Source organism: Pseudoalteromonas sp. PA2MD11, assembly GCF_017808125.1.
Lineage (GTDB): Bacteria > Pseudomonadota > Gammaproteobacteria > Enterobacterales > Alteromonadaceae > Pseudoalteromonas > Pseudoalteromonas simplex.
The window spans coordinates 44,879-59,814 of record NZ_JADKNF010000005.1 but is presented as its reverse complement, the minus strand read 5'-3'; the positions used below and the strand labels follow the sequence as shown (position 1 = coordinate 59,814).

General features: G+C 42.4%; 15 protein-coding genes. 7 read left to right on the top strand and 8 right to left on the bottom strand.

Features of this window, described 5'->3' with window-relative positions:
- Window positions 1-34: 34 nt before the first annotated feature.
- From ISP07_RS07900 to ISP07_RS07885, 4 genes are all read left to right on the top strand, one after another.
- A complete protein-coding gene (locus tag ISP07_RS07900) occupies window positions 35-613 on the top strand; it encodes a glutathione S-transferase family protein (protein ID WP_209327294.1) in 579 nt (192 codons plus the stop codon).
- A 17-nt stretch (window positions 614-630) separates the two neighbouring features.
- The gene (locus ISP07_RS07895; RefSeq protein ID WP_054552718.1) at window positions 631-981 is read left to right on the top strand and encodes a DUF2750 domain-containing protein; all 351 of its coding nucleotides are present in this window, start codon (window positions 631-633) and stop codon (window positions 979-981) included.
- A gap of 115 nt (window positions 982-1,096) precedes the next feature.
- Complete coding sequence (locus tag ISP07_RS07890; protein WP_209327293.1) at window positions 1,097-1,774, top strand: hypothetical protein; 678 nt, start codon at window positions 1,097-1,099, stop codon at window positions 1,772-1,774.
- Window positions 1,775-1,886: 112 nt separating this feature from the next.
- Window positions 1,887-4,457 (top strand): M1 family metallopeptidase, encoded by a 2,571-nt coding sequence (locus ISP07_RS07885; protein ID WP_209327292.1) that lies wholly within the window; start codon window positions 1,887-1,889, stop codon window positions 4,455-4,457.
- Window positions 4,458-4,496: 39 nt separating this feature from the next.
- On the opposite strand, the gene ISP07_RS07880 is transcribed toward ISP07_RS07885, so the two are convergent.
- Both ISP07_RS07880 and ISP07_RS07875 read right to left on the bottom strand, forming a co-directional pair.
- Complete coding sequence (locus ISP07_RS07880; RefSeq protein ID WP_209327291.1) at window positions 4,497-4,862, bottom strand: hypothetical protein; 366 nt, start codon at window positions 4,860-4,862, stop codon at window positions 4,497-4,499.
- A gap of 69 nt (window positions 4,863-4,931) precedes the next feature.
- A complete protein-coding gene (locus tag ISP07_RS07875; RefSeq protein ID WP_209327290.1) occupies window positions 4,932-5,801 on the bottom strand; it encodes a hypothetical protein in 870 nt (289 codons plus the stop codon).
- A 230-nt stretch (window positions 5,802-6,031) separates the two neighbouring features.
- Between ISP07_RS07875 and ISP07_RS07870 the strand changes: the two genes are divergently transcribed.
- Genes ISP07_RS07870 through yjjG form a run of 3 tightly spaced genes read left to right on the top strand, consistent with a single transcriptional unit; the run spans window position 6,032 to window position 8,206 of the window.
- Entirely contained in the window at window positions 6,032-6,931 is a 900-nt protein-coding gene (locus ISP07_RS07870) for a phosphoribulokinase (protein WP_054552722.1), read from the top strand.
- A 49-nt stretch (window positions 6,932-6,980) separates the two neighbouring features.
- Window positions 6,981-7,520, top strand: a complete 540-nt coding sequence (gene yjjX / locus ISP07_RS07865) for an inosine/xanthosine triphosphatase (protein ID WP_209327289.1) — start codon at window positions 6,981-6,983, stop codon at window positions 7,518-7,520.
- Between the two features lie 11 nt (window positions 7,521-7,531).
- Complete coding sequence (gene yjjG / locus ISP07_RS07860; RefSeq protein WP_209327288.1) at window positions 7,532-8,206, top strand: pyrimidine 5'-nucleotidase; 675 nt, start codon at window positions 7,532-7,534, stop codon at window positions 8,204-8,206.
- A gap of 71 nt (window positions 8,207-8,277) precedes the next feature.
- Here yjjG and lpxC read toward each other — a convergent pair whose 3' ends face one another.
- From lpxC to murC, 6 genes are all read right to left on the bottom strand, one after another.
- Complete coding sequence (lpxC, locus tag ISP07_RS07855) at window positions 8,278-9,189, bottom strand: UDP-3-O-acyl-N-acetylglucosamine deacetylase (protein ID WP_209327287.1); 912 nt, start codon at window positions 9,187-9,189, stop codon at window positions 8,278-8,280.
- Window positions 9,190-9,293: 104 nt separating this feature from the next.
- Entirely contained in the window at window positions 9,294-10,541 is a 1,248-nt protein-coding gene (ftsZ, locus tag ISP07_RS07850; protein WP_054552725.1) for a cell division protein FtsZ, read from the bottom strand.
- 21 nt (window positions 10,542-10,562) lie between these two features.
- Window positions 10,563-11,795, bottom strand: coding sequence for a cell division protein FtsA (gene ftsA, locus ISP07_RS07845; RefSeq protein WP_054552726.1), 1,233 nt, complete (start codon window positions 11,793-11,795; stop codon window positions 10,563-10,565).
- Window positions 11,792-12,571 (bottom strand): cell division protein FtsQ/DivIB, encoded by a 780-nt coding sequence (locus ISP07_RS07840; RefSeq protein ID WP_054552727.1) that lies wholly within the window; start codon window positions 12,569-12,571, stop codon window positions 11,792-11,794. The genes ftsA and ISP07_RS07840 overlap by 4 nt, the downstream gene beginning before the upstream one ends.
- Before the next feature lies 1 nt (window position 12,572).
- A complete protein-coding gene (locus ISP07_RS07835) occupies window positions 12,573-13,493 on the bottom strand; it encodes a D-alanine--D-alanine ligase (protein WP_054552728.1) in 921 nt (306 codons plus the stop codon).
- Entirely contained in the window at window positions 13,490-14,926 is a 1,437-nt protein-coding gene (gene murC / locus ISP07_RS07830) for a UDP-N-acetylmuramate--L-alanine ligase (protein WP_228290557.1), read from the bottom strand. The genes ISP07_RS07835 and murC overlap by 4 nt, the downstream gene beginning before the upstream one ends.
- Between the last annotated feature and the right edge of the window lie 10 nt (window positions 14,927-14,936).

Here is a 14,936-nt window from a genome sequence, read left to right as displayed (position 1 = left end):
TTCATAGCGGCTTTTTTTTGCGAAGGATCTCAAAATGAAACTTTTAGGCTCGACCACCTCACCTTTTGTGCGCCGTATTCGGATTTGGGCTGCACTTAATAACCTAGCTATTGATTTTATTAATTTGGATATTTTCTCTGAGCAAGACAGACAAACCATGATTGCTCATAACCCTGCCAGAAAAATTCCTGTATTAATCGACCATGATTTTACCTTATGTGATTCCAACTCCATTATTCGCTACCTGCTCGAAAAAGCAGATCAGCCATTACTTAGCTGGCAGCAAGAGAACTACTTAACCATTATTAATGCCTGCAATGATTCACTGGTAGAAATTTTACTTTGTCAGCGCTCAGGGTTTGATACCAGCAGCGATAAACTATTTTTTAATTTACAGAATGAACGAATTGTTGAAACATTAGCCTATTTAAATACTCATTTATCGGAGCCAGTATTTAAAAGCTGTGAATACCTCAACATCAGTTTATACTGCTTGCTAGATTGGATCCGCTTCCGCGAATTAACTGATTTTAGCCAACTAAATAACTTAGTTGATTTTTATCATAAATTCGCCGATAAAGCGGCAGTACAACGAACAGATCCACGAAAATAAAGATAAGGGTTACGCAAATGAGCGATATCGAAATTGAATCAGAATTAGTTAGCTTTGTAGAAAAAGTTCGTTTGAACGAATCTATGTGGGCACTGGGTGCCGAAGATGGTGGTTTTGTTGTCTGTGAATCAAACCAATTTAGCGACACAGATGTGCTATTACTTTGGGGTACTGAAGACGCTGCAAAAGCACAATGTAAAGATGAGTGGCAAGACTATACCCCTGTTGAAATTGGCCTAGACGAATTTCTTGATGAGTGGGTTGAAGACCTAAACGAAGATGATGCGCTTGTTGGTTTAAACTGGAACGATGATCAAGTATGCGTTGAAATCGAACCGGTTGGTTTAGCTAAAGCTCTTTGCGATTAATAGCAATCCTTAAGCTTATAACGACACGGCCGTATTTATGGCAGTGTCGTTAAGCTGGAAACTTGATACTTATCAGGTATACTCTTCGACACATCTTTATTATCAAGGTATTAGGTTGAAGTCCCATCTTGGTCGTAGGCCCTTTTCGGCCATGGAATTACATACCCTGTATAATGGTTACATTTACGGTGATCAGCGTTTAGCACGTGAACAAGCTAAGCATTGGCACTTTTGGCTGCCTTTATTTGCTTATTATACTGGTGCCTACAGCGATGAAATTGGCCATTTAACCCTTGATAATATTGTCACCCTTGATGGCATTCGCTGCTTTGATTTTCATACACATGGCAAGATAAAACCCCGCTATGTGCCTATCCATAATGCATTACTCGATGCTGGGCTTGATCAGTACTTAGACTTTTTAGCAAATCAAAATCAACAACGACTGATGTTTGATTTACCTGCAAAATCAGGCCGTTATAGCGAAAAAGTACGTATTTGGTTTTCGGGTGAAGGTGAACGCGCTGGTTATTTGCAAAAGTGCGCTATTCCTACTGTTGATCAGCAAGGTATGAAAACCGCAATTAGTAGCTTACGGCTTAACTTTGAACAACAAGTGCGAATTCATGCACTGCAAGCCAACTGCAAAGACGCCTTTAACTACTTGCTTGGTTTTAAAGATTTCAACGAACAACGCTTTGCTGATATGCAATTATTAAATACCGTGCTGCAAAACGTCCGACAAATAAACCTGCAACTGCATTGGCAGCGTTTCATTGACCGCCATAATTAACTGACAAACTTTGTTACTAACTATTTATTACTGTTCAAATTAAAACCTGATAGCATGATGATTCGCCCCTCATAGCAGGTGCCTTTCTAACAACAAAAAATCAGGGATACTTATGTTCTTAAAAAGCCTATTAACGGTAAGTGTTGCACTTGCTGTTAGCTCTGCCCATGCCAATGAATATGTTATCGAAAAGCTTGCCAAGCCCAGCTCACAACAAGTAGAACTTACGCTTGATCCTGCCAAAGACAATTTTTCTGGTCATACCGAAATTGCTTTAGAGGTTCTAAAAGCAACCAATTATATCGAATTAAACGGTATTGATTATGCGGTTAGCATGGCGAAAATTTTAGGTGCAGAAAACTGTGACCTAAGTGCTGAAATGCTAAAAACAGGCAAGGTTAAATTCACTTGTGAAGAAAAAATCCAACCAGGTAAATACACTTTAAAAGTTGATTTTACCGCCCCTTATAACCGCCAAAGTGTTGGTTTATATAAAACTTTAGATCAAGGCACACCTTATCTTTTCACGCAATTTGAAATGAGCGATGCGCGTCGTGCATTCCCGGTTTTTGACGAGCCAAGTTATAAAATTCCATTTCAGCTAACTATCACAGCGCCAACATCACAAAAAGTGTATGCCAATACACCGGTTTTAAAAACCAAAGTTGATGGCGATATGACAACGCACTTTTTTGACAAAACGCCTCCTATTCCTTCTTACTTAGTCGCCATGGCTGTGGGCCCGTTTGAAGAGCTTGAAATTAAAGGCATGCCAATTCCTGGCCGTGTACTGACTCCACAAGGCAAAATTCACCTTGCTGATTACGCAAAAGAAAATATGCCGCGTGTGTTAAAAGCCCTAGAAGATTATTTTGGCATTCCTTACGTATACAAAAAGCTAGACTCAGTGGCAGTCCCAGAGTTTCCATTTGGCGCAATGGAAAACGCAGGCCTAGTGACTTATCGTGAAGATATTTTGCTGGTAGATCTTGCAACAGCAACGCGCAGCAAAAAAGAGCGTAATGTATCAATCATTGCCCATGAGTTAGCGCACCAGTGGTACGGTAACCTAGTGACTATGAAATGGTGGAATGATTTATGGTTAAACGAAGCATTCGCAAGCTGGATGGCAGCGAAAATCACTGCACAAATCAACCCAGAATTTGAGTCTCACTTAGACTTACCACAAAACTATGTGATGGCACTGGATGCGCGTTTAAGTACTAAACCTATTCGTAAGCCAATCAAAACTGAAGCTGATATCATGGATGGCCTTGGCCTTGCCTACAGTAAAGGTAGCGCGGTTTTATCTATGGTTGAAAACTGGATTGGCGAAGAGGCATTCCAGCAAGGTATTCGTGCTTACTTGAAGAAGTTCTCGTATAAAAATGCAGAAGCTGCTGATCTATGGCAAGCACTAGGCGAAGCGTCTAATAATGATGTGGCAAGTGTTCTTAAATCGTTTATCGAACAGTCATCTTTCCCGCTTATTAAGGTAACGCAAGATGGTAAGAAAATTAATATCAGCCAAAGCCGCTTTGTAAATGCTGGCGTTGATGCACCAGCACAACTGTGGAATGTTCCGGTTGCAATTAAGTATGGTGCAGGCGACAAAGTTAAAACCGCAAGTGTGCTGCTGAATAAAGAAACACAGCAACTAACTCTCGACTTTGAACCTGAGTGGATCTACCCAGATCAAGGTGCCATGGGTTATTACCGCTGGGTATTAAATGATGCTCAGTTTAATGCTCTGCTAGAGAACGCTGCTGACAAGCTAACGGTTCGTGAGCGCTTAGCGCTACTTTCTGCGGTTGATTCATTACTTGATGCAGGTGTTATCTCTGCGGCTCACTTAATGCAAACGTTAGAAGCTTTTGTGAGTGATGCACACCCATTAGTAGCAAACACAGCGTTAGGTTACCTTGCTGCTCAAAAACGCGTATTCGAAGACGACAGTAACCGTGACCTATGGCCTAAGTTTATTCGAAACAGCATTGCACCTGCTGCTAAGCAATATGGATTAACGGCAAAAACAGGTGAAGACGCGGCAGTATCGCAATTACGTGCGCAAGTTATTGCCCGTTTAGGTTTTGATGGTCAAGATCAAAAAGTCATTGATACCGCAAAAGCACAAGCGGCACTGTACTTAAACAACCCTGAAAATGTTGACCCATATTTAGCCTCAACTTACTTAAACCTTGCGGCTTACCATGGCGATGCAAAGCTACTTGAAAAGTACAAACAAACTTTTAAAACCACCAAAGATCCACAAGTGCGTACTAAGATGCTGGCAGCAATGGGTTACTTTGGTAAACCTGAGTTACAAAAAGCGGTTCTAGAATACAGCTTAACCGATAACGTAACAGCCTCTGATATGCGTACCTTACTAGGTGGGTTAGGCTATGGTAAAGAGCGTGAAGCACTGTTTATTGAGTGGATTTACAACAATTACGATGCCATCATTAAGAACTTACCGCCGTTCTTTGTACCAAACTTACCGCTCTTCACAACGGCAAGCTGTGACGCGAAAAGCCTAGAGAAAACCAAAACCTTCTTCAACGATAAAATCACTGAAGTACCAGGTTATGCACGCTCTCTTAGTAAGCTTGAAGAAAGCATCAATGATTGTATTGCACTGAAAAACCGTGAATTAAACTCAGTGAATAGCTTCCTTAAACGCTAATTAAAGCAAATACGAAAAGGGCCACAATGTGGCCCTTTTTTATTGCGCTAAAATAGCGGTTAATTTAGATATAAATTGTTCAGCAGCGTCAGATGACATGACTTTAAATGCGATACCATAATGAATGGGCTGTGCACTTTTATAAATGCGAGTTGGAAAACGGGTCATTTCACTACTGTGAAAGTAGTCTTTGATACGCGTAATGCCCTCAATTGACTCGAAATCAGCACTGAATACTTCAAATATAGGTCTAATAACAATTTTAGCTTGGCCACTTTGCTCATGAACATAAAATGCTTCTTTTGAGCTAACTGGCATAAATTCGTTAATATTCTTAATCTTAAAGGTACTGCGGCAGCCCGCTTTTACCAGCTGTACACTCAGTTGTTCGGCAGAAAAAGACAAAGGCGTTCCTTACAAATAGCATGGATAGTTTAACCACAGTACAGCAATCAGGTTGAAACCGTTACTCATTTATTTATTACATACAAATGCCAGTTTGCTCTGTTTGTAATTTAACCGTGAGATTGAACCATCACAAAAGCGTCTCAAATCAAGCCACTGTGACACCACTTCTGGCTCTGACAAACTGCGCTTATGAACTCGGTTATTAACCGCATAGGCCACAGTATCTTTATCAATTAAAGCAAAGTCTTGTACCGAGTCAGGTAATCTAAATAAATCACTAACGTCCTCTGTTTGCGGCATAAAGCGCGCAACCCAGTGTTGGTTATCTTTGTTATAACTAAATAAATAACTGTTTGTGTGCTTATCAAAAATTAAAGTACGGCCAATATCCCCAGCAATAATACGCGGTTTAGCAGCTGCAACACGAGTGTATTGCAATGTATGCGGCTCACCTAAGATAAACATGATGAGATCTTCATCAGCGCCCCAAGCATGGTAGCCAACCGGCTCAATCCATTCAAAAATTCGGCTCGCAGCTGGCTCTTCTGCTAATGGATACTGCCATAACTTTTGCTTGCCATCTGCTTCAACCACGATTGCAGACAAGGCTTGCTGATTTGGCATAAGCGTTGGCGAGTATTCACTGACGGGCGTGTTGGTGATATTCACGCTGCTCTTAGATGCAAAGTCATAAAACGCAATATCGGTTTGTGACTGGCCATTTTCGTCAACAACCTCATGGCTATAGTAAAGCCCTGTATCAACTAAAAATGGTTGATTATTATACGTTTTATCATCGGTTACTCGCGACACCTGCATACCATAAGGGGTATCTAAGTCGGCAAGTAATATTTCGCTTTTAGGCATCGCTGCATGTGCGTGACTGGTAAACAATGTCCCTGCTGCGACGAAAAGTAAAGACGAAATCAATTTCATGTTGCTCTCTCGTTTTAATTTTTATCAGCCCATGATAGCGTTAATTAATCCGCCAGTCACTTGACCTTACCATGCTCGACCTTTATAACTAGGACGTGTTCGTTTTTTATCGGTTTCTACTGATTGATTTTATGCACGATAATACCAATCGAGTTATGCCACTGACCATTTAACACACTAGAATGGTTAAATTTTTAAGCCGACTGGTATCAACAATAACGAGAATAATTATGTCAGCTAAACACCCTATCATCGCTATTACCGGTTCATCTGGGGCGGGAACTACCACAACCACCAATGCAATTAAGCACATTTTTAGAAGTTTAAGCATTGATGCAGCCTTCATCGAAGGCGATAGCTTTCATCGTTATACTCGCCCTGAAATGGATAAAAAAATCCGTGAAGCACAACAAGAAGGTAAGCACATTAGCTACTTTGGCCGAGAAGCTAATGATTTTGGTGCCCTTGAAGAGCTTTTTTACCAATATGGCGAAACCGGCCAAGGTAAAATCAGACGTTACTTACATACTTTCGACGAAGCGGTGCCTTATAACCAACTTCCAGGAACTTTTACCCCTTGGCAAGATTTAGAATCAAATACAGATATCTTATTCTATGAAGGTCTACATGGTGGTGCTGTCGATGAAAATCATGATGTTGCTAAGCATGTCGATTTATTGATTGGCATGGTGCCAATTATCAACCTTGAGTGGATCCAAAAGCTCATTCGCGACACCTCTGAACGAGGCCACTCTCGTGAGGCAGTAATGGGTTCTATTGTGCGTTCGATGGACGACTACATAAATCATATTACCCCGCAGTTTTCACGTACTCATATCAACTTCCAGCGAGTGCCGACGGTTGATACCTCAAACCCATTCAGCGCAAAAGATATTCCTTCTTTAGACGAAAGCTTTGTTGTGATTCGTTTTCGTGGCATAGATGACGTCGATTTTCCGTACTATTTGAGCATGATTGAAGGCAGCTTTATGTCTCGTATCAATACGCTTGTGGTACCTGGAGGCAAAATGGGCTTAGCAATGGAGCTTGTGCTAACCCCGTTGATCAAAGATATTATTTTGAAAAAGCGCGCCCTTGAAAATTTAGCCCCGGTTGACTTGCCGATTTAACTCACTCGGGTACACTGCTGACTCTGGTGAAAACAATGGAGTCGTCGGCTTGAAACAAACATTACGTGTTATTGTTGGTTCAAAGAACCCCGTTAAAATTAACGCGGCTAAACATGTCTTTAGTCTTTATTTCCCACATCATACCATTGAGTGCAAAGGTGAAGATGCACCTTCTGGCGTACCTGATCAGCCACTAGGTGAAGATGAAACCCGTATCGGCGCTGAAAATCGTGTTAAGTATTGCCAAGATCACTTTGATGCCGACTTTTATGCAGCAATGGAAGGTGGCGCAGAACAATTTAGTTATGGCGCAGCAACCTTTGCCTTTGTAGTGATTGCAAACAAGCAGCAATTTAGCGTTGGTCGCAGTAGCAACCTGCCATTACCGCAACCATTTTACGATGCCTTGCTAGCTGGTAAAGAACTAGGTGATGTCATGGATGAGGCATTCAATACCGTTAATATCAAACAACAAGGTGGTGCTATTGGCTTATTAACCAATCATCTTGCCACGCGCGAAAGTACTTATGTACAAGCGCTGACATTGGCCATGGCGCCATTTTCACACCCTACCCTATTCAACCAGTAATTAGGATAACCATGAAGTATAGCCACGTATTATTCGATGCAGATGAAACGCTATTTAGTTTTAATGCATTCGAAGGTTTAAAAGTGATGTTTGCATATTACGGCGTAGAATTTACTGAGTCAGATTATCATCATTACCAAGCCACTAATAAGCCGCTGTGGGTTGCTTATCAAAAGCATGAAATTACTGCCAGTGAGCTACAGGTAACTCGCTTTACAGAGTGGGCTAATAAACTCGATGTGCCAGCAAAAGCACTTAACGATGGCTTCTTAGACGCTATGGCCTCTATTTGTATGCCACTTCCTGGTGCGGTTGAATTACTCACAAAACTAAAACCACACGCCAAGCTAGGCATTATTACCAATGGGTTTGCTAAGTTACAACAAAAACGCCTTGAACATACAGGTTTACAAGATATGTTCGATTGGCTCGTTATTTCAGAGTTAGTCGGTAAAGCAAAGCCTGCCCCAGAGATTTTTCAGCACACATTTCAATTAATGGGCAATCCACCAAAAGAGCAGATTTTAATGGTGGGTGATACCGCTGCTAGTGATATTTTAGGTGGTCACAATGTGGGTATCGACACGTGTTGGTTACAACACCCAGGAGTTGAGCTACCTGAAGATATTAAACCAACTTATCAAATCAATCAGTTGGTCGAGCTTGAGGCTATTCTAGGCTTGTAATTCTTGATAATAATTTGGCAAAAAAAATGACGCTTAAAGCGTCATTTTTTATAACTGTAATATGCTTGCGATTAAGCTGTCGCTACTTCTAAGCCTGGTGCTGGCATAGTCACTGGGGTATCGAAAGTTGCCCATTCCCATGCTGACTCAGTCGCCATAATTTTACGAAGTAGTTTATTGTTTAAATCATGGCCTGATTTATAAGCCGTGATTTTACCTAGAATGTTGTGCCCAGTCATAAACATATCGCCCACACAGTCTAAGATCTTGTGTTTAACAAACTCATCGCTATAACGTAAGCCGTTTGGATTTAGTACTTTAAACTCATCCAATACAACTGCGTTATCCATGCTACCACCTAATGCTAGGTTGTTAGCGTGCATATACTCGATATCTTTCATAAAGCCGAAAGTACGTGCGCGGCTGATTTCTTCAGTGAAGCTTTGTGCCGTGATATCTAAACCGATACGTTGGCGGCTTTCATTGATTGCTGGGTGATCAAACGCAATTTCAAAATCGATGTGGAAACCATCGTATGGTTCGATCTCAGCCCATTTATCGCCTTCTTCAATACGTACTTTTTCTTTAATACGAATAAAGCGCTTAGGTGCATTTACTTCTTTAATGCCGCCTTTTTGTAACAAATAGATGAATGGTAATGCACTACCATCCATGATTGGTACTTCTGAGCTGTCTAATTCAACAATTAGATTATCAATACCCATTGCCGCTACCGCCGCAATAAGGTGCTCAGTCGTTGATAAACGAACACCATCTTTGTTTGTCAAACAGGTACATAGTTGCGTATCACCAACGGCTTCTGGTGTTGTTTCAAAATCAACAACCGGATCAAGGTCTACGCGACGAAATACTATCCCAGTATTTGCGCTCGCAGGTCGGAGAGTAATAGTGACCTTCTCACCTTTATGAAGTCCAATTCCTATGGCTTTGACTACTTCTGCAATCGTACGCTGTTTAATCATAGGTTCGCTCACTTATAGTTACAGTTAGACGGCGAATTGTATCATAAATACATTCAACTGCCAATTTGTTTATTTATCGAACAAAATTACCAACAAAAACTGTCTTAGTCAGCTTGCTTTCTTAGGAAAGCTGGAATGTCGAAGTAATCGCCACCCTCTGATTTATCAGACTTTTTGCTGCTCTCAGTGCTGCTAGAGACTGAGCTGCTCGTTGTACTTTGTTGTACTGGCTCTTGCTTTTCAGACGCAGATGACATGCTTACATCATCACCGCTGCCTTGACTTGCAAAGCTTGGTACATACATGCTGCTAGTTGTTTGGTTCATTGAGCTTTGTACATCAGAACCTGATGCTTTCTTAAAGCCATTATCAACAATACCAAACTGTGGACGACGATCGCCGCCTAAACCTGTTGCAACAACCGTTACACGTAACTCGTCGCTCATTTCAGGGTCAATTACCGCACCCACAACCACTGTTGCGTTTTCTGACGCAAGTGCTTTAACGTGGTTACCAACAATTTCAAATTCTTCAATCGCGATATCCATACCTGCCGTGATATTAACTAGGATACCTTTAGCACCTGTTAAATCGACATCTTCAAGTAGCGGGCTTGAGATAGCCGCTTCTGCAGCTTCTTGCGCACGGTCAGGGCCAGACGCAGATGCTGTGCCCATCATCGCAGTACCCATCGCTGACATAACTGTACGTACGTCGGCGAAATCCACGTTGATTAGACCAGAACGTGTGATTAGTTCTGCAATACCTTGTACCGCACCAAATAATACGTCATTCGCTTTTGCGAAGGCATCTAATAGTGTAGTGCCTTTGCCTAAAACTTTAAGCAATTTATTGTTCGGAATTGTAATAAGTGAGTCTACAGTTTCTGACAATTCATTAATGCCTTGTTCAGCAGCTGCAGCACGCTTTTTACCTTCAAAGTCAAACGGGCGCGTTACAACAGCAACCGTTAAAATGCCTAACTCTTTAGCAATTTTAGCAACCACTGGCGCAGCACCTGTACCCGTACCACCGCCCATACCAGCTGCGATAAATACCATGTCAGCACCTTCAAGGCTGGCACGGATAGTCTCAGCGTCTTCTTCAGCAGAGTTACGACCCACTTCAGGGTTAGCACCTGCACCTAAACCAGAGGTGATTTGTGTACCTAGCTGCACTGTTACATCAGCAGATGAATTACGTAATGCTTGTGCATCCGTATTCGCGGCAATGAAACGTACACCTTCAATTTGTTGTTTTACCATGTGCTCAACAGCGTTACCGCCGCCACCGCCCACGCCAATTACTTTAATGACAGCTTCTTCGCTGTGCTGTTCCATCATATCAAACATGTTTACTCTCCGACTTGAGTCTTAAAACTCACCTTGGAACCATTTAGTAATACGGTTCCACCAATTATTATCACCTTCTGCTTTCGACTTTTGTGCATTCATCGATTGCATTGTACGGCCGTATTGTAACAAACCAACCGCGGTTGCGTACGAAGGATCATCTACATAATCTGTCAAACCAACAATCCCGATTGGTTTGCCAATTCTGACCGGCATTTGGAAAATGTCTTCTGCCACTTCCATTGCACCCGTCATTTTTGCTGTTCCGCCAGTAATGACGAGACCTGCAGCAATTTGGTCTTCAAAACCTGAGCGGCGGATTTCTTCCATCGCCAACTCGAATAATTCTCTAAAACGTGGCTCAACAACCTCAGCTAAGGTATGGCGCGACATAATACGCGCTGGTCGGCCACCCACACTCGGTACTTCAATAGTGTCTTCGTTGCTTGCCATTTGGCTACTCGCACACGCATATTGTACTTTGAGTGACTCGGCATGTGATATAGGCGTTCTAAATATTTTTGCAATATCACCAGTCACTTGGTTACCGGCTACAGGAATAACGGCTGAGTGGCGAAGCGCACCATTAATATAAATGGTGATATCCATGGTACCGCCACCAATATCTAACACGGCTACACCCAGTTCTTTTTCGTCATCTGTAAGTACTGAGTAACATGATGCCAATGCCGTGAAGATCAACTGATCGACTTCAAGGCCACAACGCTCAACACATTTCTCGATATTCTTTGCCATATCGTTTGAGCAAGTAATGATGTGCGCGCGAGCTTCCATACGTACACCGCTCATGCCAAGTGGGTTTTTAATCCCTTCTTGCATATCGATGCTGTACTCTTGTGGCAATGCATGTAGCATTTTTCGTTCTGCCGAAATAGGCACTGAACGCGCAATGTGGATGACATTTTCAATATCTTCGTCTGTCACTTCCGTGTTGTTAATTGCCACTACACCGCTTTCATTTTGGCACTGGATATGTTTTCCAGAAATCCCTAAATAAACAGAGCTAATACGGCAATCAGCCATTAGCTCTGCTTCATCTATAGCTCGACGAATCGATTCAGAAACAAGGTTAAGGTCGTTAACGCCGCCTTTATCCATACCATGCGATACTTGGCTGCCAACACCCACAATGCTTAGTTTGTTATCTGCGGTGATTTCACCAACGGTGGCCACAACTTTCGATGTGCCAACGTCTAATCCAATCACTAGGTTTCTTTCTGCTGACTTGGTCATGCCTTACTCTTATTTTCTAATTGCTCTTCTTGCACTGGCTTCCAGCTCACTGCAAGACCGGTATCATACCGTAAATCAACAACATCGATTTGTGCATCTGCACGTTGTTCCATGCGCGGATACACGTCAATAAAACGCTGTACACGCTTTGCTTTTTCTTTGCGGCCTAAGTTCAGGCGAATGCCGTTATCAAGCCATAACTGCCACGAAAAGCGCTCAGAAAGCGCTAAACTAGTCAGCTCTAAGTTATTCACTTTGAGCATTTCTTGAAATTGACTAAATGCTGTCCACGCCTCAATCTCACTGCCTTCAGGGCCGTATAATTGTGGCAAGCTTGTGGGTAATTTATCACTACTTGCTTGGAACACTTCGCCTGCTTGGTTTAACAGCATATCACTGTTCCAATGAGCTACAGCTTGATGTTCAACAACATATACTTGCAGGGTATCTGGCCATTGCTTTCTGACCGATGCCGTTGCCACCCACGGCAAGCTTTGTACTAAGCGTTGCACATGTTTTACGTCTAATTCAAAAAAACTCGATAAGTCGGCTTTTTTTATTGCACCAATAATTGCTTTTTCATCAGTATATTGGGGCTGTCCAAGTACTGATAAATGCTTTATTTGTGCGTCTTTGTTTTCTACCAACCAATCTGAGACGCCTGTCGTGATTTTTACTAATGCAAAAATCACGACTAGAAAAAAGCTCACACCAAAAATCAACGACCAATTTAGTTGTTGTTTTAATTGTTGCGCTTTTTCTAAAAAAGGATGCATATTAAAGGGTTTGCTCCAAAATGCGAACAACTAATTGCTCAAAGCTTGCACCATTCGCTTTCGCTGCCATGGGCACTAAAGACTTTTCTGTCATGCCTGGTACCGTATTTACTTCTAATAAGTAAAAGTTACCTTGCTGATCACGCATCGCATCAACACGCCCCCAACCACTTGCACCCACTAAATCAAATGCTTTTAATGCCATATCTTGCAACAATTCAGTTTCTTGCGCAGATATATCTGCAGGGCAATGATACTGAGTTGTATTCGATTGATACTTAGCTTGATAGTCATAAAAGCCATTTGGCGTCGTCATCTCAATGACAGGCTGAACATCTTGCCCAAGTACAGCAACAGTAAATTCACGGCCAGTGATCCATTGCTCAACAAGCACTTGGCTATCAAACTTAAATGCAGCGTTAAGCGCCGCATCGAGTTGCTCTGCGCTGTTTGCTTCTGCCATACCAATGCTTGAACCTTCATGTGAGGGTTTTACCATCACTTTACCAAATTCATTAATAATCGCTTGGCTATCAAACTCATGGCGACTATCAACAACAGTGTAAGGCGCTGTGCTTAGCCCCATTGCTTTAAATAAGTGCTTACAACGCACTTTATCCATCGCAAGCGCAGAACCTAAAACGTCACTGCCAGTATATGGGATACCCATAAATTCAAGTGCACCTTGAATAGTGCCATCTTCGCCACCACGACCATGCAGAGCAATAAACACACGTTCAATGTTTAGCTCTTTTAATTGCCATAGCGGCTGATCTTTCGGATCAAAAGCAATGGCATCAACGCCAGCACTTTGCAAAGCATTCAATACAGCTTGGCCTGATTTAAGAGAGACTTCTCGTTCGGCAGATGTGCCACCAAAAAGTACCGCTACTTTGCCAAATTTGTCACTTAACTGGCTCATACGTTTACCTGCTTTAGTTGTTCAATAGACAACTCGGTTGCTGCTAACTTTTTCACTAACTGGCCAATGTTACCAGCGCCTTGTGTTAAAACTAAATCATTATCTTGCAGTGTGCTGGCAAGAACACCAGCAAGCTCGGAGCTGTTGGCAATATGTAATGGTTCTTTACCACGCTGGCGTAAACTACGACATAAACTCTTGCTATCGGCCCCCACAATTGGCTCTTCGCCCGCTGAATACACATCTAGCAGTAATAACTGATCAACATCTGCCAGTACTTTGACAAAATCTTCGTATAGATCACGGGTTCGACTATAACGGTGCGGCTGGTACACCATCACTAAACGTTTATCTGGCCACCCTTCACGAACCGCCGCAATTGTTGCTGCAACTTCTGATGGGTGATGACCATAATCATCAACTAACATCACATTACCGCGTTCATTCTCAAAGCTTCCATAATGCTGAAAACGACGGCCTACGCCTTCAAATTTTGTCAGCGCTTCTAAAATTGCATGGTTAGCGATGTTTTGATCTTTAGCCACCGCAATCGCAGCTGTCGCGTTAAGCGCATTGTGCTTACCCGGCATATTAAGCGTAACGGCTAGGCTTTCACCTTGCTTATTCACAACATTAAATGAACAAGTATTCGCTGCTTGGCTAAAATCAACCATGCGGTAATCAGCTTCTGCCGACTCACCATAGGTAATCACAGGGCGTCCAAAGCGAGGGATCAACTCCGCTGCAACCTCAGAATCAATACACACGACAGCTAAACCATAAAACGGTAAGTTATGAATGAAATCAACATACGTGTCTTTCATTTTTTCTAAGCTACCGCCGTATGTATCCATGTGATCTTCTTCAATATTCGTGATCACCGACACCATAGGCTGTAAGTGTAAGAATGACGCATCACTCTCATCAGCTTCTGCAATTAAAAAGTCGCTTTTACCGACCTTGGCATTACTTCCAGCGCTGTTTAACAAGCCACCAATAATAAAGGTTGGATCAAGGCCCGCTTGTGCATAAATACTTGCTATTAAACTGGTTGTTGTTGTTTTACCATGAGTGCCCGCTACAGCAATACCGTGGCGAAAGCGCATTAATTCTGCCAACATTTCGGCGCGGCGAACAATTGGAATACGTGCCGCTTTTGCTGCTTTAATCTCAGGATTTTGCTCGTTAATCGCACTTGATACCACGACAACGCTGGCATCTTTTACATTGTTCTCATCATGACCAATAAATACTTCTGCACCCACTTGTATTAAGCGCTCAGTCATCGCACTGTGCGCAATGTCTGAACCTGTGATGCGGTAGCCTTCAAAAGCAAGTACTTCGGCAATACCACCCATGCCTGCGCCACCAATACCCACAAAGTGGATGGTGTCTATACGACGCATCGCAGGACGAGTGTTGTTTTCTTTCATCGTGCTTTCT